The organism is Streptomyces sp. NPDC004051 (genome assembly GCF_053604275.1).
In genome coordinates this window covers 12,032-37,070 of the sequence record NZ_JBSGHG010000032.1, presented here as the reverse complement: position 1 = coordinate 37,070, position 25,039 = coordinate 12,032, and the positions used below count along the sequence as shown (strand labels likewise).

General features: G+C 68.5%; 14 protein-coding genes. 4 read left to right on the top strand and 10 right to left on the bottom strand.

The annotated features are described in order from the left end of the window. Positions 1-7 precede the first annotated feature (7 nt). From drmB to ACWEQO_RS26475, 5 genes are all read right to left on the bottom strand, one after another. Positions 8-1,879 carry a DrmB family protein gene (gene drmB / locus ACWEQO_RS26495; protein WP_452985501.1) on the bottom strand — a complete coding sequence of 624 codons (1,872 nt, stop codon included), beginning with the start codon at positions 1,877-1,879 and terminating at the stop codon, positions 8-10. Further along, entirely contained in the window at positions 1,876-5,118 is a 3,243-nt protein-coding gene (locus ACWEQO_RS26490) for a helicase-related protein (protein WP_452985500.1), read from the bottom strand. The genes drmB and ACWEQO_RS26490 overlap by 4 nt, the downstream gene beginning before the upstream one ends. Beyond that, a complete protein-coding gene (locus tag ACWEQO_RS26485; RefSeq protein ID WP_452985499.1) occupies positions 5,115-7,019 on the bottom strand; it encodes a UvrD-helicase domain-containing protein in 1,905 nt (634 codons plus the stop codon). Before ACWEQO_RS26485 ends, ACWEQO_RS26490 begins: the two co-directional genes overlap by 4 nt. Then, positions 7,016-11,782: a DEAD/DEAH box helicase gene (locus ACWEQO_RS26480; RefSeq protein WP_452985498.1), complete on the bottom strand. Its 4,767-nt coding sequence runs from the start codon at positions 11,780-11,782 to the stop codon at positions 7,016-7,018. Before ACWEQO_RS26480 ends, ACWEQO_RS26485 begins: the two co-directional genes overlap by 4 nt. Before the next feature lie 157 nt (positions 11,783-11,939). Further along, entirely contained in the window at positions 11,940-12,146 is a 207-nt protein-coding gene (locus ACWEQO_RS26475) for a hypothetical protein (protein WP_452985497.1), read from the bottom strand. Between the two features lie 488 nt (positions 12,147-12,634). Here ACWEQO_RS26475 and ACWEQO_RS26470 point away from each other — a divergent pair, with 488 nt between their 5' ends. The 3 genes from ACWEQO_RS26470 to ACWEQO_RS26460 are packed head-to-tail and all read left to right on the top strand — an operon-like array spanning position 12,635 to position 16,652. Further along, positions 12,635-14,788: a helix-turn-helix domain-containing protein gene (locus ACWEQO_RS26470; protein WP_452985496.1), complete on the top strand. Its 2,154-nt coding sequence runs from the start codon at positions 12,635-12,637 to the stop codon at positions 14,786-14,788. Continuing rightward, complete coding sequence (locus ACWEQO_RS26465; protein ID WP_452985495.1) at positions 14,785-15,780, top strand: hypothetical protein; 996 nt, start codon at positions 14,785-14,787, stop codon at positions 15,778-15,780. The genes ACWEQO_RS26470 and ACWEQO_RS26465 overlap by 4 nt, the downstream gene beginning before the upstream one ends. Beyond that, positions 15,777-16,652: a DUF6339 family protein gene (locus ACWEQO_RS26460; RefSeq protein ID WP_452985494.1), complete on the top strand. Its 876-nt coding sequence runs from the start codon at positions 15,777-15,779 to the stop codon at positions 16,650-16,652. The genes ACWEQO_RS26465 and ACWEQO_RS26460 overlap by 4 nt, the downstream gene beginning before the upstream one ends. A gap of 48 nt (positions 16,653-16,700) precedes the next feature. Here the strand turns inward: ACWEQO_RS26460 and ACWEQO_RS26455 are convergent, their stop codons facing one another. Genes ACWEQO_RS26455 through ACWEQO_RS26435 form a run of 5 tightly spaced genes read right to left on the bottom strand, consistent with a single transcriptional unit; the run spans position 16,701 to position 24,073 of the window. Then, positions 16,701-18,062: a DNA cytosine methyltransferase gene (locus ACWEQO_RS26455; RefSeq protein WP_452985493.1), complete on the bottom strand. Its 1,362-nt coding sequence runs from the start codon at positions 18,060-18,062 to the stop codon at positions 16,701-16,703. 11 nt (positions 18,063-18,073) lie between these two features. Beyond that, positions 18,074-19,069, bottom strand: a complete 996-nt coding sequence (locus ACWEQO_RS26450; protein ID WP_452985492.1) for a DNA cytosine methyltransferase — start codon at positions 19,067-19,069, stop codon at positions 18,074-18,076. After that, positions 19,066-19,467, bottom strand: coding sequence for a very short patch repair endonuclease (locus tag ACWEQO_RS26445; RefSeq protein ID WP_452985491.1), 402 nt, complete (start codon positions 19,465-19,467; stop codon positions 19,066-19,068). The genes ACWEQO_RS26450 and ACWEQO_RS26445 overlap by 4 nt, the downstream gene beginning before the upstream one ends. Positions 19,468-19,520: 53 nt before the next feature. Next, positions 19,521-22,466 carry a Z1 domain-containing protein gene (locus ACWEQO_RS26440; protein ID WP_452985490.1) on the bottom strand — a complete coding sequence of 982 codons (2,946 nt, stop codon included), beginning with the start codon at positions 22,464-22,466 and terminating at the stop codon, positions 19,521-19,523. Positions 22,467-22,519: 53 nt separating this feature from the next. Next, complete coding sequence (locus ACWEQO_RS26435; RefSeq protein ID WP_452985489.1) at positions 22,520-24,073, bottom strand: ATP-binding protein; 1,554 nt, start codon at positions 24,071-24,073, stop codon at positions 22,520-22,522. A gap of 301 nt (positions 24,074-24,374) precedes the next feature. Here ACWEQO_RS26435 and ACWEQO_RS26430 point away from each other — a divergent pair, with 301 nt between their 5' ends. After that, positions 24,375-24,905: a hypothetical protein gene (locus ACWEQO_RS26430; protein WP_452985488.1), complete on the top strand. Its 531-nt coding sequence runs from the start codon at positions 24,375-24,377 to the stop codon at positions 24,903-24,905. Positions 24,906-25,039 lie beyond the last annotated feature (134 nt).

Sequence of the window (25,039 nt, the reverse complement as noted above, 5' to 3'; positions counted from 1 at the left end):
GCTTGCCTCAGGCGGTCAGGACCTGCCGGAAGAATCCCACCGAGGGATCCTCCGGAGTGCCCACCAGCAGAGCACGGTCGAGCAGGATGTTGTTGTGCTCGCAGCTCGTCTCCGGAAGCATCACGCAGGCGTGACAGGCAGCGAGATTCGTCCCGGTGGAACCGGCCGCCTCGGCCTCCATGCAGAGGGGGTCGGAGGAGCACCACTCGGCCCGGCGGATCGCCGAACGCACCGTGCGGTCGAGGAGTTCCGGTTCGCCTTGGGCGACGAGACCGCCGAGGCTGCCCGCCGAATCGCTCGTCGCCGTGTAGATCAGCACCCCGGCCATGTCGTCCGCGGCGTACAGGCGCTCGCGCAAGGAGGCGGACGGGTAGCCCGCCTCCAGGCTCCACTCATCGATGAGGACGTGGGCCAAGGTGTGCAACAGCACCATGCGAGGCGTCGCCGGGGACGACACGGCCCGGCTCGGGTCGTCGGCCCGCTGCTCGAGCACCCGTTGGTGAGCGGTACGCATGCGCTCGACCCGGGCTGCCACGGCCGTAGCCTTCTCCCAGGCGTCCAGTCGGCTTTCGTCCAGGCGCAGGAAGACGCCCTCGCCCTGGACCTCCATGGCCGGCAGCCAGCGCAGCGGGTTCTGGGAGAGCGGCATCTCCTTCGCGTCGGTCGTCGACTCGGCGTCGACGAGACGGGTGAACGCCTTCAGGGCCCGTACCTCGCGGAGCTTCTTCACCAGCATCGGACCGGTGATCCCGAGGGGCTGGAGCACGCTCGGGTCACCGAGCGGTGTCTCGCAGACGAACTGCTCGTCACGAGAGTGCTCGCTCTCGTCGTTGCCGGAACGCAGGCGCTCGTACTCCTTGTTGCGCAGGGCGCGGTAGCGGTGGTCGAAGCTGTGCGCCTTGTCGTCCTCCGGGTCCTCCTCACGTTCCGCGTCGAGCAGGGCCGTGATCTCCTCCAGGGGAAGGGGCCACTTCTCGTCGCCGAAAACGGCGTCGAGATAGCCCGCGATACGCGCGGGGTCGTCGTACTTCCTCAGCTTCGCCCAATGTTTGGCGAGCGGATCCGCACGGCCGCTGCTCCACGGTGGGATGGAGAGCGCCGACTTCAGCACAGGCTGCCACACCGACGAGGAACCGCGCTGCAGTGTGCGCAGGGGAAGTCCGCACCCCGCCGGGTCCGTGGCGGAGGTACCGAGCCAGGGGCGGGCGCCTCGGCAGGTGAGACGCAGGTCCTTCAGCGCGTTCCTGCGGAAGGAACCCTCCATCGAGACCTCGGGCACCTGGCCGCAGGTGCAGGAGATGACGATGGAGCGGAGCGAGGAGGTGCGCCCGGTCGTGCGCATCCTGAGCTTGCCACCGCACCTCCCGATTCTCGTGGAATCACGGTCGGATGAGCGGTGCACCCACTGCCAGTAGGGAAACTCGTCGAGGTGCCCGGCCTCACAGGCGACGACGAAGCGGGAGGGGACGAGGTCCACCTCGCACGTACCACAGACGCTTCGACCGACCGGCGGTGAGAAGTCGCGGTGTGGCTGCAGGTCGTTGCACTCGGGACACGAGTGCATCAGGGGGAAGCGGCGGACCCGAAGACCGTCCTTGCTGGTGTCCTCGGACGCCGGCGGCAGCCGAAAGCAGTCGACATCGAGCAGCCGGGCCAGTCGCCGCTCATGGACGACGGGCGACTCGTCCTTGCTCCAGCTCCGATCGGCCTCGTCCAGGCCCGAGACGACGAAGGACTCGTGGTCGACGGCGATGAGCGACCCCACGCCGTACGTGCTGATCGCCTGGGCGCGGCGGACCGTACCGCGGCGGGGGAGGTTGTGGGCCGGGGCGGCGCCGTTCGCCGCGGTCCGACGGCGGCGGGCGGGGGGCGGGGTCATCGGTTTCCCTCCATGAAAAGGGCGGACTCGGCATCGACGTCGCGCAGGCTCCACAGGGTGGACCACGCCTCGCGGTCCGCGGACTCGTCGTCGTACGACTTCAGGAGCGAAGGGGCACGGCTGCCCCGCTTCGGTTCGAAGAGCAACTCACCGTGGATGTCGGCTTCCCGGCACCACCATTCGACGAACTCGTCGAATCCCTGCGCCACGGCCCCGGTCTCCGAGGGAGTCACCGCGCGGACGCGGTCCAGGAGCAGGGACCTGATGCGGCCCCGCAGGACGTGCTCGTAGGCCTCGATCCGACCGGCGCCCTCGTTCGGGCGGGCGGCCGGGATCAGGAGGCGGGCGAGAGCGACGATCACCGCGTGCAGTCCTCGTTCACGCGCGCGGGCGGAGAACGGGGTCACGGAGGTGGACTCGACCTCGCGGTAGAGAGCCGAGTGGTAGTGCTGGAAGTTCTCGTAGTGCGAGCGGTCACGGGCTCGCGCCGCGTTGAGCATGACGGCCACCAGGCCGGGGTGGGAGCGGCCGACACGGCTCGTGGCCTGGATGTACTCGGCCGTCGTCTGCGGTTGGCCCATCACGGCCATCAACCCGAGCCGGTCCACATCCACCCCCACCGCGATCATGTTGGTGGCGAGCAGGACGTCCACGGTGTCCTCGTCGGGGAGCCTCTTCTCGATGCCCTTGAGGCGCGAGGGAATCTCGCTTGCGTCGATCCGACTGGTCAGCTCCGAGTAGTTGGCCACCGAGCGTACTGCCACGCCCTCGCGTTCGGCGAGTAGCTCCAGGTACGCGACCACGTCGTCGTGGACCTGGAGTTCGGCCGCGGAGAGCAGCCGCAGGCTGTTGAAGTAACCGACGAGACTCCAGTACGCGTCGCGCACCTTGTCATCGGTCTCCGAGTGCATGGCCCGGTGCAGCAACGTGGCGTAGGTACGGATCAACAACGTGGACTGGCTGGTGCCGGGAGCCAGGAGGCCGACGTAACGGCGGCTCGCCTTCTCCTCGCGCGGGGTCTCCACGGCGAACCACGAGTCGCGGGAGTCCAGGCCGGCGGGCGGGAACTGCCGCACCTCGCGGGCGAAGAGGTGGCGGCCCTGGTCGGCGGCGCGGCGGATGGTCGCGGTGGAGGCGATCACCTTGGGGCGGTCGGCCAGCGCGTCCACGGCGGTCTCGTAGAGGCCGGTGAGGGTGCCCAAGGGGCCGGAGATCAGGTGGAGCTCGTCCTGGACGATCAGCTCCGGGGGAGGAGTGTCGTCGTGCGGGTCGTCGAGGTTGAAGAGCGCGGAGGTCGCCGGACGCCATGGCATCGAGGCGAACTTGTCGACGGTGGCGATCACCAGCGTCGGACGCGCGTCGTACACCGCCTCGTCGATCAGGTGGACGGGGAGGCCGTCGGCGAAGTCACAGTCCGTGCCGGGACAGCGGATGTACATCCGCTTGGCGTCCTCGTCGGCCTCGTAGTCCCGGGCGTCGAGCCGGGTCCCGCACCAGGGGCAGGCGTGCAGCTGGACGGGATTCTCGGTGGCGAGACGCTTGTCGAGGTCGGCGCGCAGCTCGTCGAGCCTGGCGGCGGCCTCGGCCAGCGTGTTGGGAGTGGCCGAGCGCCCCACCCACATGCCGACGGAGAACGGTTCGTCGCCCAACTCGGTTGTGTGGCGCCTCATGTGTTCCATGGCGCAGAGCAGGATCGCCGCACGTTCGAACTGCTGCAGGGTGAGCAGTCGGAGCGTGTAGCGCATGAGGACGGTGACGCCGCCACCGTCGGCGCCCTTGCGGATGCGCCGCAGGAAGGACGTCAGGGCGATCAACCCGAGATAGGCCTCCGTCTTGCCGCCACCGGTCGGGAACCAGAGCAGGTCGGAGATCTTCCGATCGTCGTGCTCGGGGTCGTCGATGCCGGCCATGCAGAGCAGCACGAAAGCGATCTGGAAGGGGCGCCAGCGCCCGACGGACGGGTCGGGGCTGCCGACGCGCCCATTCTTCACCCAGGCGCTGCGAGCGCGCTGGTCGGCCATGGCACGGTTGGCGAGCCGGAACGCCCGCATCAGGTCGGGCTTGCTGCGTAGCAGCCCGATGCCCTCGCGGATCCGGCCGAGCGCCTCGCGACAGGCTTCCACCTGGTCGCGCGCGGGCTGCTCGTGGGAACTGCCCGTCAGAGAGTCGGCCTCGGCCGACTTACGGGCGATCCAGTCCTCGTACCCAGTGGCCAGCGCCTCCAAAGCGGCCAGGACCTCGGTGTCGGACTTCTCGGCCAGTCCCAGCATCGACAGCGAGGAGCTGTCGATCTCCGGGTTGGAGTCGGCCAGCAGCACCTCCACGCTGGGAAGGAACTCGCTGCGTACCTCGGGGACGGCTGCCGGGATGCTGTCGGTCACGCCGATCGGCGACGGGTTCCAGTCCCAGACGGCGGCGCAGCCGTGGCCGATGGCGAAGGTCGGGGCATGGCGGTGCAGCAGTCGACTGGTGGCGACCTCCGGGTCGTGTGCGGCCGGGGCGGGACGCTCGACGAACGCGCTGGAACCGTCACCGGCCCGAACCGTCAGGCCGCACTGGAACAGGGCGAAGGCATCCTGGAGGTCCCGCTCACCGACTTTCTGCCTGTTGATCAGCGTGACCGTGACGGCGACCGTGCCGGTGATCGGATCGCGTCGGCGGACGATGACGTGCAGGGCGACCTTCTCGGGCACGAGGTCGATCAGGTCGCCCGGGGTGGGGGCGGTCACGTCGATGCTCTGCTCGGGGAGCCGGAGTTCCCTGCGCAGCCACCGCTCCCGCTGCTCCGCGACGGTCCGGGCCTCGGCGCGGCGGGCCGGGACCGGATTGCCGTCCGCGTCGGTGGGCTCGTAGACCGCCGCGCGCGCCGAGACCACGATCGTGTCGCTTACGGTCGGGTCGATCGCGAAGGTCAGGCCCATGGAGGACGGGCGCTTGTCGCCCGGGGCACCGGCTTCCTGCGCGGCGCCGGCCTCCTCGGCGTCCTCTCGGGCGAGTACAGGCGTGGCGTCCAGGCCGTTCTGCTCGGCGGCGTTCTCGACCCTCCGCTCCCGTGAGGCGCGGGGATAGAGCACCCCGGTCAGGTAGCGGTCGATCGGCGCGTCCTGAGGGAGAACCTCGGCCCGGTCCTCCGGCTCGGACTCCTCGGTGGGACCGAAGAGTTCCCTGCGCAGCCCCACGAGGATTTCCTCGTCCCGCACTCGATAGTGCTCGGAGTGCCGACCTGCCACGTGCGTCATGCGCCCTGCTCCTTTTTGTCGTCAGCCCGTCGAAACATGCCGATGCCGGTGATCCGCGGCGCGACCCACACACCTCGGTCGCCCAGGCCGGCATTGGCGCCGGCCGCGACGCTGCCCGTCACCGTCTCCAAGGTGTCGATCCGCAGACCGTGGATCTCGTCGGGCCACCACGGGTCCCAGGTCCGGTTCACCTTCTGCACCTGGAACAGCTCCTGTCGGAACCGCTCCGATGCCTCGCCTATCTCCCGTCCCCGGTGCAGCAGGGCGTACGGCGGGCTCTGAGCCTCGCCCGCCGGCAGATCGTGGCGCTTGCGCAGCAGCACCTCCTGACCCGGTCCGACCTCCTGCAGGAGATACGTCTGGGCCGCCATGGCGTCGGTCGCGTGACCGGGCGGGTTGTCCCGGCAGACGTCACCGGCCTCGGCCACCACGCCGTACCTGTCGTACGACCGCCACCAGCCGACGTACCGCCGACCGTTCTTGCGGTTCCCTGTCCTCTTGATGATCGGCAACTCGGGGGAGTGGACGTGGTAGAGATCCTGTCGGGCGCGGGTCATCGCCACATAGAGGGCACGGGCCTCCGCGGGGAGGTCCGCCTCGGTGCCGTACCGCTTGTGGAGTTCGGCGACGGTCGGCGGAGTCAGGACGATCACCCGATCGAACTCCAGCCCCTTGGCCCGGTGCACGGTGGAGACGACGATCCGCGCGGTCTCCGGGTCGGCCGCCTCGTCGGGGAACCGACCGTCGGCGACCAGGCGGCGCAGCCGGGCCAGATCGAGCGCGGTACGCCCGGGCGAACGGGTGGCGCGTCGCAGCACCGCCCACAGGGCGCTCGCGTTCGGCTCGTGGGGCAGCGGAATCTGTTCCAGCAGGGAGCGAAAACGGTCCTCGGGCAGGCCGGCCGCCTCGGTACGGCGCAACAGCTCACCCACCCAGTAGGGGACCGGCCGCTCCTCGAGGGGACGGCGCAGCCGGTGCCCGATGCCGTTCTCGTGAAGCACCCGTGAGACCACCAGGGCCTGCTGGTTGTCGCGGGTGAGAATGGCGCAGGTCTCGTCGAGGTCCCGCAGACCCTGCAGCGTGTACTCGTCGGTGAGGTCGCCCAGCGCGTTCGCCGGATCCAGGAGCAGGTCGCGAAGTTCCTCGTAGAAGGTGGCAGCCTCGTCCGTGTCACGGACCTGCTGGAGCCGGGGGCCGTGCGACAGCGCGATCCGCGCCTCCGGGGTGACGGCCCGGAAGTTCTCGGTGAGATGCAGCTCCACCAGGTCGTCGGGGTACGAACGGCGCAACCACTCGAAGAACCTGCCGGTCTCGTCGTTGCGTTCGACCGGGTCCTCGATCTGGAAGCCGTACACGGACTGGGCGGCGTCACCGACCACGGTGAAGCCGCAGCTGTCCTGGTAACGGTCGAGCAGGGACTCCACCAGTTCCCGGCGATCGCCCAGCAGGTCCTGCACTTCGTCGATCACCACATGGGACGGCGGGACCGAGTCGCCGGACTCCAACGCGCCCTCCTCGACGGCTTCCGCCGCGGCTCTGATCCGCTCGTCGAAGGAAGCCGTGGCCCAGTCCCGGTCCGGGTACGCCTGGACGAGCACCCCGTACGCCCAGGCGTCGAAGGTCTGGGCGCGCACCCGGCGGGCCCGGTCCCCGTGCCGGGTGATGCGCTCACGCAACTCCCGAGCGGCTGCCCGGGAGAAGGTGAGCACCAGGATGTCGGTGGCCTCCAGCGACTCCTCCGGGTCCTCGTGTCCGCACAGGGCGTCGAGCCGACGTACCAGCGTGTGCGTCTTTCCCGCGCCGGCCCCGGCGGTGACCAGGACCCGCGCGTCCCAGGGCTGCTCGACGACGGCTCGCTGCTCGGCGGTGAGCGGCGGACTGCCGAGGTAGACGTCGGTCACGTACGGCTCCAGAGGTGCTCGAACTGGGTGAAGGCCAGCGCGGTGTCGAAGTTGGCGATGTTGTCGTCGACGTTGAGGATCAGGCAGGTGTCCTTGCCGCCGTTCTTGGGGCCGCGCAGGCCGCGGCCGATCATCTGCTGGTACACGTTGGTGCTGTAGACCGGCCGTGCCACCACCACGACCCGGGTCGCGGGCGCGTCGAACCCCTGGGTGAGGACACCGTAGTTGGTGAGCACACGGATGCGGCCGTTCCTGAAGTTCTCGATCCGCGCCCGACGGTTCTGCGCACTGGTCGTCGAATCCACGGCGGCGGACCGGACACCTCGATCGTTGAGCATGGCCGCCAGATACTTGGCGTGGTCGACGGAGGTGGCGAAGAGCAGCGTCGGCCAGTCCGGCGGCAGCGCGGCCACCGATTCGACGATGCGCAGACTCCGCTCGTGGTCGTCGGCGAGCCGCTGCTCGGCGGCACGGGACAGCATCGCCATGCGTTCGGCGTGCGTCTTCTCGTCCTGGTCCAGCACGATCCGACCGCCCTCCAGGGTGCGGTGCTCGACCTGGGCGAGCATGCCCCACTCCTGCAGGTCGCGGTACGGGTCGCCGGAGGGGAACACGCCGTCGTCGAGCCGTCGGTTGCCGAAGCGGGTGATCAGCCGGCGGGTCTCGTCCTCGTTGGTGTTGCGGAACGGGGTGGCGGTAAGACCGAGCAGATGCCGGCGCGTCTCGTACTGGGTCAGACCCATCAGGCCGAGGATCTCCGTGTACCGCTTGGAGATGCCGGTGTGCGCCTCGTCCACGATCACGAGCGCGGGCTCACGCAACCACGCGTACTGGTCGGTGCTCAGGCATCGCTCCAGTTTCGCGTCCATGGCGACCACCAGGTGGGGGTGGTCGACGACGTTGCCGACCTCGTTGCTGCTCCACAGACGGCTGATGGTCAGCGGTCGCTCGGCACCGACCTTGCTCCAGACGAACTTCCAGCTCTGCACGGCCTGTTCGCACAGCTCTTCGGTCTGAGCGATCCACAGCAAGGGCCCCTTGAGATCGCCGACCCGCTTCACCCAACGGATCACGGCCTCGGCAGTGACCCGTGTCTTGCCGGCGCCCGTGGGCAAGGACAGCATGCCGCGCTGCGGGGCGAGCCGGTCGAGCAGGGTAGAGATGTTCCGGACCAGGTCCTCCTGGTAGTCGTGGAGCCTGGGAAAGTCCCGGGGCCCCTCGACCGTCTCGAAGGAAGGCGGCGAGGGAGTCCTGGAACCGGCGAACGTCACAGGCAGGAGCAGGTCGGAGACGAACGCGATGGCCGCCGACGAACCCCCGTACCCCACCGGTGCGTTGGGGAAGCGCGCCTGGATGTCCTGGGTGTGCTGCTGAAGCACTCCGTCACCGTGCGCGTTGAACGCCATCTGGGCGATGCGGCGCCCGGACGGCTCCACGCCACCGGTCGCCTGCAGCTCGGCGTCCATCAGTCCTTCGGGCAGGCCGGCCCTGAGCGCCTCGGCGCCGATCAGCAGCTCGAGTTTGGCCACGACGTCCTCGGCGTCGCGCACGGCCTTCTGCGCCGCCTTCAGGGCGCTGTCCTTGGCCATGCGGTCCTGGTGCTCCAGCACTGCGCGGCAGCCGGCCGTGCCCAGACCGAGGCCGAGCTCGCGGTCGATCAGTCGCAGCATGGGCTCGGGCTCACGCGGCACACGGATCTTGACCGTGCCGCCCTGGCGCACAGCGTCCAGGGGAGAGGCGTGTGTGCCGTTGGGAGTACGTGTGACCTCCTCCAGCTCGCTGCACCGCTGCACCGTGCTGCTCCGGTTGCCGCTGTTCAGACGCGGACGCAGAGCGGGGAACAGCTCGACGAGGGGGACCGGGTCGCCCTCGGGAACCTCGCGGGTCTCCCGACTGATCACGTCGGCGTAGCGGAGCATGCCCCACTTCTCGACCATCAGCTCGGCATCCTCTGCGGTCGGCACGAGCAGGGCCGGCAGTTGCTCGGCACGCAGGGCCCGGTACTCGGCGGCGCCGACGGCGAGGGTGATCTCGTCGTCGGGACGGGTGCCCCAGGTGTCACCGATCCGGCAGCGGGTGAGGGAGTCCTCGGGGAAATCCGCCTCGAACCGGGTCAGCATCACGTAGGTGGCGCCGACGAAGGCGTCGTCCTCGCTGCGGGACACCTCGTCGAGGAGCGCGTCCCAGCGGTCGGCGGGAACCTCCTCGACGGTGATCGGCAGCCGCAGCTTGCGGGCCTTCTCGAGGGAGATGTCGGCGACCGGCAGCACATCGCGGTAGGCAGCGAGCTGGGGGCCGACGGCCTCCGTCAGCGGCTTGATCCCCTGCGAAGTGGCGACCCTGCCGTACTTGCGCAGCATCCATCGGATCGGGGACATCACCGCCTGCCGAGTGCTGGTCTGGGCGCCGAACTGACGCGTCCAGTTGTCCACCACGGCATCGTCGGGCAGCGCCTTCAGGAAGGCGGCGCGGGACTCCTCGGACAGGGCACGGAAAAGATGGAGAGGACCACCGATCGCAGCACCCTCGACCCTCATCCGGTTCAGCGCGGGCCGGGGGGCACGGCTGTCCAGGGAGCGCAGGTAGGAAGCGTGGACGGCCGCACGGTACTCCTCGAACCAGGCCTCGTCGGCCTGCGGCTGCACGCCGCCGGCCGGCCGCTCCCGCAAGCCGATCTGAGGGAAGAAGGACGCGTCGTCGGAGTGGAACGTCATGTCGACGGCGACGCTCGGATCGCGCTCGGCGTCGACCACGACACCGGGCAGCATGCAGTCCGCGACCGGCCGGAAGCGCTTGTCGGTCGTCCGTACCCGGAGAGTGGTGCGCGGGTCGGGCACGCGCTCCAGGACCTTGTGGGCCAGCCGACGGATGCCGGCCTGGCGGAACAGCTCCCAGAAACGCTCCCAGTCGGACTCCCCGTAGTGGTCGAAGCCTTGGTCGAGGACGCTGGCGAACCGACCCTCGACGTCGGCCTCGCGGATGCCGAGGACGTTGAGCGCGTGCGCCAGTGACGGGTCCTGGGCGAGTTCGTCGACGACGTACACCGTGGACTCACGCAGTCCGTCCTGGTGCTCGGCCCGGCGGAACACCTTGCCGTGGACCGGGGCGACCAGCCCGTGCTCCTCGGTCAGCACGACGCGGGCCTTGCGGGCCTCATCAGCGAAGGGGGAGCGCCTCTCGAGCATGTCGGCCAGGATGCGGACGGCCACCGCCGACGCCTCGGCGGTGCCGTTCGCGACGAGGGCCTCCAGCCAGTCGCGGACCCCGGCCCGCTCGTGTCCGGCGGCGGCGAGGATGTGCTCGACCTTGCCCGAGCGCAGGGCGTCTGCCTCCACGCTCGGGTGCAACCAGTCCGAAGGCCGTCCGGGGCACTCGTGCCACATCCGCAGCCACCGCGTGAGCTGCTTCAGGTCCTTGTCCAGCCGTGGGTGGACGCGCAGTTGCTCGGGGGTGCGCAGGACACCGTCCTGGTCGGGCAGCGAGGGGCTCGTGGCGGTGCGGGCCCAGATCTCCCGGGTCAGGAACTCGTCGGCCCAGCTGATCGATTCCTTGACACGGCCGGGCAGCAGGGGGAGGTAGGCGGCCGGGTCCTCGGCCGGGGCCAGCGTGGGGAGGGACTCGACGACCAGTCGCGCCGACACCCTGATCATTTCCTGGTTGAACGGAGAGGAGTCGAGCAGGTTCTGCCGGTCCTCGTTGGTCTTCCACGCCCCGTTGAGGATGCCGCTCAGTGACATCTCGTACTTGGTGGGGAAGAAGGACCAGAACTTGCCGCGACCGCGTGAGCGGGGGCTGACGTACAGGCCGCTCTCAGAGTCTCGTTCCAGCGCGGGGACAGCCCAGGACAAGTCGAGCGCGACCCGGTCGTGCAGCTCTCCGGCGTCCGCGCGGGCCGCGGGCCCCGGCACGTGCGTGGTGGTGAACACACGCCAGCGCTCCGTGGAGAGGGCCTTCCCCGTGCGCTCCTCAGTCACGGTGTGCAGATCGCCGGACTGCTGGGTGGTCAGCGTCCGGCGGGCCATGGGCCTGGGACGGTGATCCTCCAGCACGACCTTCGCGACGTGCGGCGAGAAGAGCTGGAAACCGACCGGGAACTCCTCACGGGGCTCACCGTGGTCCTTGCCACGATTGCCGTGCATGTCCTTCCCCAGCCGGTCGTCGGCCTTCGGGAGCAGCGGGAGCCGGACGACCGTGGTCGCCCAGGCCAACAGCTTGTCCAGTACGGGGTCGGAGGCGCGTTCGGCCTGCATGTCGAGCGGGCGGGCCATCCGCAGGACGGGAGCGTCGAACTCCTGGCCGTAGCGCTCCGTCACACCGGGCACTGCCTTGATCTGCTCGTAGGACCAGGCACGGTCGAATCCGAAACTCCCGGTGCGGCTGAAGAATTCCGGAGCGTCGGTCACCACGAGGACCGACTTCACACCGACCCCGAATCGCCCGATCTGCCCGCCACGCTTCTTCGACATACTCATCCGAAGGATGGTTTCCGCCCCTTCCGGGGTGACCGGACTTCCCTCGTTGGCGCAGTACAGGTGTGTCTCCGTGAGGACCACGTGGACGCGTCCGCCGGGTTCACTCGCGATTTCGTCGGCTGCGTTCTGTACGAGCTCGAAAAGCTGACGGTCGCCGTACCCGCCCTGCGTGATGCGGCGCTCGCCATTGGCGTGCTCGGCTACGAGGCCGGGGTCCACCGTATACGTTTGCAGAACGCGGGAGGACTGTTCGAGAACGGTTTCGATCACCGCTGAGGACGAGGACGGCAAGGTTGCAGCGCTCCTGATGTCGAAGGTGGGTGAAAGCCTGGGTGATGGGCCGGCCCGCCGGCTGGGGGCGAGCCGGCCCATGGCTCATCGCACACCGGTGGTCGGAGCGTCTCTCCGATGGACGAGTGTGCAGGTCATGCGGGTGGAATGCGCAGGGTCAGGCGGCAGGAGGGCTTTCTTCCGGCAGCACCGGAACCGCCTTGTCCAGGTCGAGGAATCCCGAGAGGAAATCTCCCTCGGACAGGTCATGGCGGTTCGAGAAGTCCGCAACTTCGACCTTGCTCACCACTCGCTGAGTATTCAGCTCAAGCGCGCTGCGCTCCCGCTGGGAGAGCAGTAATGGAAAACAGTCGTCCTCGCTCATTGAGTCCCCGCCCCTGTCGATTGATGTCCTTTAATTCGCACGGGAGAGCAGTCGGGTAACGCCCCCATGAAGCGAATGGTTCCTGCTGTGGGATTCACGCTGACTGATCACTGTAGTGGCTGGATCCCCCCGGCCGCCAGAGCTTTCCAAAAACGTTTCCCCGTACGCTCGTTGAACGCATGTGGGCACACTGCTGGCCAGTCGCGCGGCCCCCGGGCAAACCGGTTCGCAGGCGAGTTGGCTTTTCCAACGTGGCGAACGTATCGGGGTTTTGTGAAGTCGGCAAGCCCCAACGTCTGCCCACGTGAAAGAAGTTGACGAATTCCGTTTGTGCAGAGCGGGCACGCAGGGGTGAAGAGGGTGAACTGGACGATTCGGGCTGACCGGCTGGACCTGTCGTGGCCCCTTGCTCGGTTAACTTTTGGTTGACATGATCGTGATCGTCAAATTAGCCTCCCTCGTACGACACGAGGAAGAGCAGGTGGCGCGTGGAGACAGGTGAGGAGTTCGGGCCATGGCTGGCCCGGCAGCTCAAGCTCGCGGGGAAGACGCAGGCCGAACTGGCCAAGGAGCTGCGGCTGACCCGAGCCGCCGTCTCCGCGTGGATCGCCGGGCGATCGACCCCCCGTCCGACCGTCATGACGGACATCGCCAGGGTCCTCGGTACGGACCTCGGCACGGTGCACACCCGTACCACCGACACACAGGCCGGCCTCCCGGTCACCTGGTACCACCGCCCCGGCTACCCCGACGGCGGCCGTGACCTGGGCAACGCCGCCGCCTTCGCCTTCGACGCCGACGTGCAGGTGCTCGCTCGGGAGACCTGCCAGAACAGCCTCGACGAGCGGCTCACAGAGAACGGACGGCCGGTCAAGGTCCGCTACACCCTGCACGAGCTGACCGGGGAGGCGCTCGACGCCTTCCGCGAGGCGATCCTGTGGAACGACCTGTTCCCCCATTACTCCGCCGTCTCCGAAAGCGCGGGCGGCCAGAAGGTCGGCCGGGTCGTGGACGCCGGGGTGCGCGACATGTACGAGAAGGGCCGCCTGGTCCTACTGCGTGTCGACGACTACAACGCCTCCGGGCTCACCGGCGACGACTACGCGGACGGCAAGTTCGCCGCCGTCGTCAGACGCCAACTGGAGAGCCTCAAGTCCGGGCACAGCGCGGGCGGTTCGTACGGCCTGGGCAAGGCGACGCTGTGGGCCACCAGCGCACTCGGCCTCGTGCTCATCAACTCCACCCTCTCCGTGCCGCACGAGGGGCGCACCGAGCGGCGGGTCATCGGTCGTCTCGAACTGCCCTGGCGCGAGGTCGATGGCGAGACGTACGCGGGCCCCGCCTGGTTCGGACGCCCCGACCCCGACTCGCCCGGAGCCATGGTCGCCCGTTCCTGGTGGGCGGACGAGGACACTGTGGAGAGCCTGTACCTGGCCCGGGAGAACGACGAACCCGGTACGTCGTTCCTCATCGTCGGCGCGCACGACGTGGGAGGCCTCGCGGAGAACTCGTCCGATGCCGACGACGGGTCCGCGGGCGACGAGAAGGACGACGAGGACACGCGGGACATCACCAGGATGCACAAGCGCCTGGTCGAGGCACTGGGCCGCGACTTCTGGGCCGCGATGACCGGAGGGGGCAGCCGGCTGCCCCTCCTGGAGGTCTCTGTCCGTGCCTTCCGGAACGGCAAGGAGGTCGTGAAGGAGCAGCAGGTCGACCCGTCCGTCGAGCAGCCCTCCCGGACCCGAGCCCTCAGGGCGCACTACGAGGGCACCACGGTGGATCGCCTCACCGAGGCCGGACAGGTCGCGGTGCGGAGCGTCCCACTGAAGCTGCCGCTCTCCGGCGGCACCCGGGGGACGCTCGGTACGCACCAGGCAGTCCTGCTCGTCACCGAGTCCGAGAAGGACGCGGACGGCGCGAAGAACTCGCTGCACTCGCTCCGCGGCAACCGCATGACCGTCAAGAGGGCCTCGGTCCCGAGGCTGCCGATCGGCACCAACCCCTTCCAGGCTGTTCTGCTGGTGGGTGAGGCGGCCGGGGAGACGGCGCCCTTCGCGAAGGAAGCCGAGGAGTTCCTGCGTGCGGCGGAACCGCCCGAGCACGACCGTTGGGGACAGACGGAGGAGCTGACCCTGCGCTGGTCGCCGTCCGCGTACCGGCGGATCAACGCACTGACCAGCGAGGCCAACAACGCGGTGAGGGAACTTGTCGCACGGCCGAAGCGAAGCAGCCGCGAGGGGGGGGAAGCCCTGCGCAAGGCGTTGACCGTGAAGAAGAGGACCAAGGCCAAGGTGCCCACAGGGCCGGCGGTCCCGGCACTGGACGCACTCGACGCAACCGTCGGCGAAGGCGGAGAGTGGCAGATCACCGCTGAAGTGACCATCCCGCGTGGCGACGAGATCGCCCCGATGGTGCCGGTGGCCCAATTGGAGGTGCGCTCTGGAGGACGCCCGAGGCTGGACTGGGCAGAACTCGTAGGCGTCGAGGGCTGCGAAGTGGAGGACGGGATCCTGCGCTTTACCCCCGGCGCACGACGCGCGAAGTTCCGAGGGACCACCGACGCCACCAGCCACCCGGTCAGGACCACGCTCACCCGCCTCGTCCTCGAACTGCGTGCCGGCAAGGGGAGTGACGCGTGAAGATCTACCCGTACAAGCGACTCAGCCGGCCGATCACGCTCAGGGTGACCTCGGTCTCCCTCAAACTCTCCGACGGCACCCGCGACCTGTTGGAGACCAGCGCCTACTCGACCCAGCAGCAGGCCGTGGCCCTCGGAATCGCAGGCCACACGGACTGGGTGAGCGCCACGATCGGCCTCTCGGCGACGTTGCCGCCCGGGGTGAACGCGCCGGACGTGCCCTGGTCCGAGCTGTGCGTCCTCGCTGTACTGACGGACGGCGAGACCAACATCCGTACCTCCGCGAACCTCACGCTTGATGCGGAGGGCGGCCACGACTGGTCCGGGTCGTTGGAGGTGCTCCGTGACGATCACCGGGGGCGGGCCTCCCTCGCCGTGCATGCCGTCGGAACGGTGGACGGGGTGCGCGGACGGTCGATCGCCGAGACCGACCGGAACTGGATCATCGACGCGGTGTCCGACGAACCGGTCCGCGACCTCCAACTCGAAGTCCGACAAGCGTCGTTCAAGAGAAGCTCCCGGGAATGGCTCCACGCCTACGCCGACGCGCCCTGGATAGTGGACACCTCGGCCAGAGTCCCCACCGTGCTCGTGAACACCGACGTCGAGGGTGTCATGGGGCTGCTGGACAGCAACAGCTCGGGCGTGGAGAGCAAGGTGCGTGACCTCCTGGTCGCCCAGATGGCCACCGACGCCTGGACCGCGGTGTTCCACGGCGCCATCGGCGATCTGGAGGTCGAACCCGGCGGCGGACCGGTCTTCCCGACCGACTGGCAGGGCGAGGTGCTGCGGGAGATGCTCCCGGACGTGATCCCCGGCGTCCACGTCGAGGAGGCACTGCGACGGGTCCATCGCCGACGTACCGGCGACTCCGGCTGGGTGGAACTGCAGACGCGTATCCACTACGCGGCGGTCAGACGCGCCGACGCCGGCAAGGCCCTCGCCTATGCCATTCGCAGTCTCGAACAGAAGAACCGCGAGAGTGAGACGTGATCACCCAACCGAACCACGTGCCGGAACGCCTGGCCCTGCTCGACACCTCGGCTGTCGATCCGTTCCTCACCGAAGAACTCCTCAGGGGCGAACAGGTCCACGGCGGCATCGATCTGGCCAAGGTCGTTGAGCCGCTTCCCGAGGACGACGCCAGATGGTGGGTCGAACCGATCCGAAGCCTGGTGGAAGACGCCATGTTCGAGTTCCGGGAGGACCGCACCCGAGCGGACGCGTGGCTCGCGCCACGGCTCCATGCCACGCTGCGCCTGACACGCCGGGAAGCGGCGGACAAGCGCCTGTGGAACCACATCGCCCTGGCGGTGGCTCCCGACTACATCGTCTGGCGACACCTGCCGGAGGCGACTACGAAGCAGCCGGAACCGCGTGTCGCCGCGCAGCGCTTCAGCGGCCCCGCCGACCGTCAGTGCTTCTCCCGACTGTGGTGGGCGGCTGAGCTCTTCCGTAACGGGCCGGACTACGGGCCGGTCGAGATCGCCTGCGGGAACCAGGACCTCATCCACACCGTTCTCCGGATGGAGCTGATCGACCACCGACCCACCGCCCAGGCGTTGGTCCGTCTCCTGCGAAACGGGCAGGTCACCACCGGGCGAGAGATCAACGGTCTCAGCACCGCGATCAACACGGCCGGCGCGACTCTGACCTACGACGTCCTCGCACCGGACGAGCCCCGCGATCCCATCCACCTGCGGGACTGGATCGCGGAAGTCGAATCGGCGCAACCGGTCGAGCGGCACGAACTCCCGACCGGGCCCGACGAGGACCCCGTCCCGGAGGAGTCGGTGGCTGCGCTCACCGGCTACTTCGCGGAGCTGTTCGAGACGGCGCCGATCAGGGGCAGGGAGAGCGGCTGACCCGGTGCCGTGAGGGCCGTCACAGAGCTCTCCGGCATCCCGCTCACACTACTTCGCCGCGGTCTTTTTGCCCTTGCGCGGGCGCACGGATGAGGGGGGCGGTACCTGGTCCTTGGGCTGTGGGCACCTGTCGGTGCAGGCGTCGGTATCCCCACAGCCGTTGTCGCGCAGCTTGGCCCGCTGTTCCTCGGTGGCCGGCTGCCACGGCTTGCGCAGGCTCTCCGGGTCCGGTCGGGGAAGGCCGAGCGCGGAGCTCAGCAGGTGCGCACCGAAAAGGGGCGGTACGGCGTTGCCCACCTGCTGGGCCTGCGCCGTACCGCGCCACGGATAGTCCGGCGGGAAGCTTTGCAACATTCCCGCCTCGTTCATGCTGAACCGCGGGCCCTCGTGGACGATGTTCTCGTCAAGGTGCTCGAAGACGACAAAACGGGAGATGCGGCCTGTGACGGTGGTGGCGGGCTGCTGATCGGTCCGCACTCCACGCCTCCCCGGGTGCCCCGAACTGCCGTAGTTCGAGCGGACCAGGAAGGGGGTGAATCGCCCCGGATGCGAGCCCACCGGATTCGCGAGGGCATCACGCATCGACCTCCAGGGCCGAAGGTCCGCTTCGGTCTTCGACGCGTCGATGTCCTCGTAGAGGGTCGGCTGACGGACCTGGTCCGTGGCCTGGTCGGGTTTGCCGGTGCCGTTTTTCCGGTTCCATTCCTTCGCCTGGTAGGCCCGGTGGGTCGGGGCGGGAAGCGAGGGCTTGCCGAGCCCTTCACGCCGAGCGATCAGCACCGCGCGGGATCGTGTCTGTGGCACTCCGTAGGTCTCGGTGGCGAGGACGCCGACGACCGCCTTGTACCGGGTCCCGTCGGGGAGCCCTGTCTCCTCCAGGACCTTGGCGTAGTGCTCCCAGAGCGGGGCCACCGCGGGGACCTGCTCCAAGACGATCACGTCGTAGGGGCGGCCCTCCCGGTTCGGGCTCCGGGTGGCTTGGATCGCGTAGCGGAGAGGTTCGAGGACCAGCGCGGTACGTGGATCGGTGAGGGTCTTCAGGTCCTCGTCGATCTTCTGGTCGGAGTCGCCCGCCATCAGCCGCTCGATGTACCCCCTGACCCGCTCCAGAGCCTGGCGCCCGGCGCCGTGCCCGGCCACCGAGTACGTCTGGCACGGAGGGCCGCCGGCGAGCACGTTGATCTCCGGCGGCAGCGACTCGAAGGCGTCCCTGCGTACCGCGCTCACGTCGGCGTGGAGGGTGTCCAGCCCGGCTGCGTACCGGGTCAGGCAGGCGCTCTTGTCCCACTCGATGCCGAGGCTCGGGATGTCGAGCGAGTGGCCAGCGACGTCCAGCCCTCCGGGACCTGCGAAGAGGTCGAGGACGAAGGGCTGGTCGAGGATGTGCTTGTGGGACGCCGTGCTGGTCATGTGGCGGAATTCTAGCCGGCCGGGGGGACCGATGGATCCCGAACGAGCGCCGCGGCCACAGCCTGCCCCAACGCCTTCCCCACGGGCGGAGGTGTCGCGTGGCCTATCTGGCGGTAGCGGGGGGTCTTGCGCCCGGTGATCTCCCATGTCTCGGGAAACCCTTGCAACAGTGCCGCCTGCCCAACCGTGATCTTCACCATGTGCTCCCTGCCGAGTTCGGGATCCCAGACGAAGTCCGCGTCGGGAACCTCGTCGCCCACGGTGTGACCGTTGACACCTATGGTCGCCCAGGTGTTCTTGGCTCCCGTCGGCCCCAGGTCCGCGCCGCCCCGGTTCTTCGAGCCACCGACCAGGGTCGGAGCCGGTCGATCGGCTTGTGCGGCCCAACGGGCGGCGTCCCGCCAACCACGTGATGCCATGGACGGCCCCAGAACGGCACCGACCGTAGCCGGCTGCCGCACAGTCGGTGCCGGCTGCCGGAACGCCGCCGCCCACTGTCGCTCGATGGCGACCAGGACGCCCTGCTTGCGGTTCTGGGGAACTCCGAAGTCGACTGCGTTCACGACGAACCAGCTGAACTCGTAGCCCAGGTGGGTGAGTTCGGCTCGGGCGAAATCACGGAAGTGCTGGTAGGCGTCCGAGTTCGCGAGCCCGGGAACGTTGTCGATGAGTACCGCACGGGGCCTGATCGCGTGGACGAGGTAGATCGTGGCCGTCAACAGCCGCTCCTCCGCGTCCGAATCAGGGCGTCCGACGGTCGCGCTCGACTTCACTCGTGGCAGGCCCGCCGACAGGAGATCCACGTCGTGGCTCACGGGGTACTCGGCCGGGTCGAAGTCGATCAGGTCGGTGTGAAGCACGTTCCAGTGCGGCCGATTGGCCCGCAGCGTGCGGACGGCGAGTTCGTCATCGTCCAGCAACATACGCGGCTTGAACCCCGCCTGCTCCAGTCCGAGAGCGAGCCCGCCCGCCCCGGAACACACGTCCACGAAGGTCAGGCCACTCATCCTTTTCTCCCCCTCGTTCGCTCTGCGAGCTGCTGGTCCACAGTGGCCGCCACCCGCGCGGCCACTTCCTCAGGGGCCTCGTGCTCCCAGAAACGCAGCACTGTCCACCCCTGCGCGACCAGGTGCTCGGTCGTCTCCTGATCGCGGGCCATGTTCCGGTCCAGCTTCTTGCGCCACCACTCCGCGTTGGCCTTCGGCTGCGTCGCGTGCACCGGGCACCCGTGCCAGAAGCACCCGTCGATCAGGACGGCGACCTTCGCCCGGGTGAACGCCACGTCGAGCCGGCGCCGGGCCATGCCAGGCACCGGGTACTCCACCCGATAGCGCAGCCCGGCCGCGTGCAGCAGCCGTCGTACAGCCAGCTCGACCCCCGTGTCCTTGCTCGCCTGCCTGCTCATGCGAGCCGAGACACCGGGGGAGGAAGGAGTCACGCTGTTCAACGTCGAGAGCCTCACGAACCCATGTCGACACGGTCGATGATTACTGATTCTGCCCTGGTCGAGTCGATCGCACGGAACCGCACCAAGGCGCGGTCACCCTGCGCTGTCGACGGTGGGGCGACGAAGGCGAAGGCCATGATCAGATCACGCGGATCGACCGACCCGTCGGACAGGATCCGGGGCTCGGATTCCACCACGGGATAGAGCACCAGTGCACCTCGGCGTGGACGGACGTACTGCTCGACGGTCGTGTTTCCGGTCAGGTGCGAGGCCCCGGCCAGGCGCTTCGCAGCCGCGACATGCTTGGGATCGCGGATCGCGCCGAACAGAGGCCCGCGGCGGCGCTTGCGGTGAGCCAGGGAGAAGGGGCCGTGTCCCAGAATGCGCACCTCGCTGCGACGGGCGGACCTCTGCATCGGAGCGATCACGCACCAGTCGTCGATCGTGCCCGATTCCTGCCCGGCGTCCAACAGGAACTCCAGATGGGGCGAGAACTGCCCCGGGACGGACCAGCGCAGGTCGCACAGCACCGTGAGCAGCTCCTGGTGCGACACCGTGCCCACCCGCGCGTCGTACTGCGGACCCCCGTCCACGCCGAGCGAGACGGGAGCATGCGACAGAGCCCCGAGTACCGGTGCCCAGCACTCCGTGTTGTGACGCATGGCGTCAGGGTCCTCGGGGTAGGCCGTGGGCTCCTCCCAGACACCTGGCGATCGCACCTCCACCAGCTGAGCATTGAACATCTTGTTCCGCGCCGACGGCTTCACCCACGGCAGATGCTGGGCTACCAGCGGCGGGATCTGGGCAGGGGTGACCTGGGGGCGACCGTTCACCAAGGGGGCGTAGCGGGCCAGTTCGGCGCGGAAGAGTTCTTCGTCGCGGCAGATCGCCTCGAAGGCCTCGTACAGGTCGACCGTCTTCGCGGTGCGGCCCCTGCCGAGCTGTTCCTCACGGCCGATGTACAGCCGCACAAGATCCCGGTACCCCCGCCGGAAGCCGAACCATCGGCCCATCTGCATCAGGGTGTCGGCCTGCTGCGTCGTGCGACGGTAGTACGTGATCGTCAGGCCTTCGACCGTGAAGCCACGGGACAGCTTCGTGCCGCCGACCAGGATCTTCCAGACGTGCGGGGTGCGATCGAAGTCCAGGTCGGGCTGGGCGTAGTCGCGTTCGCTGTCTCCGTTGACGACGATGACGGGTCCGCCGCCCTGGTTGATGAGGTGGCGTGCATCCTTGAGGTACGGCTTCAGTTCGTCGTATGTCGAGGGGGTGGGCAGAGAGGCTTCGTCCGCGTGGGGGCGAAAGTCCTTCTCGAAGAGGCGGGCCAGGCGTGCGTGACCCTCCGGGTGCGTGTGTGCGGCGTTGTGCCACATGGTGTTGATGCGTAGGGCGAGAGCGGTGTGCTCGGCCATGCGGACCGATTCGTGCACGAGCATCGTGTGGTGCCGGAACGAGTCGGAGGAGACGCCGTGGGCGGCGCGGTAGCACTTCAGAGCGCCTGTGAGGACGAAGGCGTCCAAGGCTTCCTGAAGGCGGTCGCCCGTGGAGTCGTGGATCCCACGGACATGCCTCTGCTCGGCCCCGCCCTCACCGCCCTCGACGCCGTCCAGGTCGTGGAAGTCCTGAACACCCATGTAACCGGTGGGACGAGGGAGGGAGATCAGGAAGTCGCGCGGGAAGATGTCCTCCTCGTCACCGGGATCGATGAAGACATTGGCGAAGGGTGTTGCGGTGTAGCCGATGTACTGGGCTCGCGGGAGCAGTCCCAGGAGCTTGGATATCAAGCCGTTGATGGCCGTGCGCTCGGTGCTTCCCCGTTCCCACTTCTTCGGGTCCGAGGTGTTCACGGAGGCCTGGTCGGACTCGTCGTCGATGATGAGGGTCGGCAGCTCCCCCAGGATCCCGTGGATCTGCTTGAGGTCCTTGACGAGCTTCGTGAGGACGGCCTTGTTCTTCTTCACCACGAGGATCCGCGCTGCGGTGTGGTGAAGGTTCGCCGAGTCATGCAGCGGCAGGGTGGGGGCTCGCTTCTCGAACTCCAGGGCCCGGATGCCCTGGGCCAGGCTCTTGTAGTCGTTGTCGCGTGTGGTCAGGCGCTCGATGTCGAACGCCCCGAGCGTGGAGGGACGGCCGCCGTGCTGGACGAACTCCGGCCAGCCCTCGTCGTCACCCACGTAGTCCACACCCACCAGGGAGTCCATGTCTGTGACATCCGCGCCCCGCAGGATGTTCTCCTGGCCGATCAGCTCCATGTCGAGGCGCCTCTGGGTCTGGGCGCGCAGCAGGTTGAGGGTGCCTCCCAGGACGATGACGAGACGGTATCCGGCATCGATGGCCTTGGCGGCCACGCCGGTGAAGTTCGCCGTCTTGCCGGACTGGACGTAGCCGACGACCAGGCCCTTCGCCTGGCGGGCCGCCGACTGTTCGGGGTCGGCGAGGCGCTCGACGACTGCCCGGCTCGCCTGGTCGAGGCTCGCGATGGCGGTCTCGGGCCAGCCCTTGTCGCGGAGCTTCCGCTCGTACGCCGTCCAGTAGAAGGACCTGGCCGCCGCGCGTTCAGGGGTGTACCACGGGGTGAATTCTCGGGTGATCACTGTCGCGCCGGGGATCTTCGCCACGGGTACTGCCTCGTCCAGGACCTTGCACAGTTCACTTCCGAACCGGAGCCGTTCGTAGATCACTGCACGCCGTTCGTCGGTGCGCGCCGAGGAGTCCGCGCCCCATTGCGGGTTCTCCGCGAAGTCCCAGGCGGTCAGGTGGCGGTCCCACAGAGAGGTCAACGCGTCGTCACCACTGACGAGGAGGGAGCGGAACAGCTCCTCGCCCAGGTCCGCGTCCGGGTAGGAATCGTCCGCGGCAAGCGCTGCCCAGCGTTCGAAGTGACGTGGCATGCTGCCCATCCCCGCCAGTGCGGAGGTGTGGATGTCGAGGAGCACACCGGAGGAAGTGTCGGTCATCTCTTGTCCTCAGTCAGGGGTCGGAGCGGGCCAGGAGTGAGAGCGGTACCGGATCAGTCGGTCGCCTGGGCCCGGCGGTCGCGGTGCGCACCTGCCGCTGCCAGGAGGATGGTGTTCCAGTAGTCCACTCGGTCCTGGCGGCCACGCTCCCAGCGTCCGAGACCGAAACAGTCCTCGAGCAGCAAGTACAACAAGGTCTTCGTGACGGGGGCGTCGTTGCTTCCGCCGCGACGGCCGTCGTTGAAGTCGCTGCGGAAAGCCTTGTTGAGGAGGACGGTGTTGTTCTCACGGTCGAGGTCGAAGAACTTGTCACCGGGAAGCGAAACCCAGGTGAACGAGATGGGCTCTTCCCCCGGTTTCTCGGGCAGCTCCTCCTTGACGACCCGCTTGACCTTCGGGTCTATCCCCTTGCCCGGGAGCGTCACGGGCTTGCGGACGATCTCCGTGCGCTTCGCGCCCTCCCGGTAGGTGGCCTCGGCGTCGCTGAGGTACCCGTGGAAGGTGTTTCCGGAGGCGTCCACGGCTTTCTCGACGCCGAGCGTGAAGGCAGGCGTGACAGTGACGTTCTCCTTCTTCACGTCGAGGCTCAGGACGCTGTTCTCACGGGGCGGAAGGTCGACGGCCACGCGGGCAAGAGCGAGGTGTCCTTCAGGGTTGCGAAGACCGTTCCAGCCGCCGGCCTGGACGAGGCGGTCGTTGCGGTAGAAGTAGAAGCCCTGACGGTCGGCGAGGGATCCGATCTGCCGGAACCCGGCCTGCTTCGACTTGGCGGGCCAGATGTGCGCGGTCAGTTCGACGTCCCCCAGGCCCTCCACGGGGGCCGTGAACGTACGGGGGTAGCGCGGCTTCCCCGGGACCTTGTAACCGAAGGGGTCCAGCGCCTCGACGGCGATGTGGTCGACTTCCTCACCGAGTGCTCCTTCACCACTGCTGACGTCCCACACGGCGATGTCGAGCTTGAGGCCGTTCTGGAGAAACCTGTGCAGGTAGAGCCCGAGGTGCGTTTCCAGGCGGGCGATCGCCTTGGACAGGTAGTGGTCGCTCTGGCCGGCGGTCACCGTTTCGAAGGCCCGCACCTGGTCCCAGCGCACGATCGTGCCGTGCCACTCGATGACGCCGTCGTAGCGGTCGACGAGTTCCTGCGCGTAGCGCGGATCGACGGTGTCACAGCGGAAGCCGTCCTCGATGCCCTCAGCAGTGAGACGGCGTCCTGCGGCCCGGCTGCGCTTGGTTCGGCTGACCACGGTCAGGGATGCCGCGTGGGACAGTGAGGCGGCCTTCAGGCCCGTGCCGTACAGGCCGAGGGCGCTCTCGCCGTAGTCGCGACGCCGTCCCACCGTCATGGCGGCGTCCAGGCCGGGATCGTCCATGCCCTTGCCGTTGTCGATGACCAGCAGGGTGAGGATGCGCTTGGCGTCCCGCAGGAAGTGCACGACGATCTTGTCGGCGCCGGCATCGATCGAGTTGTCGATCAGGTCGGCCACGGCGACCTCGAAGCCGTACCCCTGATTGGTCAGAGCCTTGCCGTAGCCGGAATCCGGTGGCAGGTGGGTGCTGCTGGTCGTGGGGACCTCGTACTGCCAGACGGTGCCGGGCTCGTAAGGCATGGTGCGTCCTCGTGTACACAGGGCTGGGCCTGCTCGGTGAGCGGCGGCCCTCGGGGTCGGGCTGGTTCGTGTGACCGTACTGCAAAGGTCGGACATGAAGGCGGTTGGGTGATGAAGTTGGGGGATTGGTCCCAGAACTGTCGAGTGGGTGCTGGACCGGAACACCCGGCGGGATAGACGACCAATGCGGTTGCTTCAGTTGCGTTTCGGCTTCGCCGTCGCAGGCGCTCGTCGCCGGTGTCCGCGGCTGCCAGGCCCCGGGATACACTGCTCCGCCCCACCCCGACCGGAGGTCATCTCAGTGTTATCCGCACGGATACTCGCCGGTGCCCCGTTGGCTTTGGTGATCCTCTCCCTGTCCGGCTGCTCCTTCCTCTGGAGCTGCACCGACACGACGGCGGAGCGCGGTGAGGCCGGTGTGAGGGTGCAGGTCGAGAACACGTACGGGCAGCTTCTCGGCGTCACCGCCGAGGTCGTCGACTGGCGCCTTGAGCCCAACCCGCAAGTGCCCTCCAGAGGTGACCAGGTCTACTTCCGCTTCCGCTTCGAGGGCGCCGACGAGTACTCCGGCCCCGCAGTGGACGCCTGCGCGGTCGACAAGGAGCGCGTGGTGTTGGGGTGTCAGACGGTTTACTCGTCCCGGGCGTTCGGGTCGGCCGACGATTCCCTCACGGGCGACGACTGGTTCACCGTCGAGCACCCTGAGCAAGTTGCCGGAGTGCTGTTGATACCCAATGACCAGTCCTACGACGGACGCACCTGTGAAGAGGACATCAAGGACGGTGGCGGGATGCATCCTCCGGAACCACCCAGCAGGGGGGACCAGCTGTAGGGAGGTCAAGGCGGTCGAGCGCGAGGCGCGGGCCTGCCTGCGCCCCGGTGTTCGCGCTGTTCGGTGGTTCGGTTGTGCGCCCACCGCCCCGGCTCGACCGGTCCCACCGGCGGCAGGCAGTCCGGACATGATCG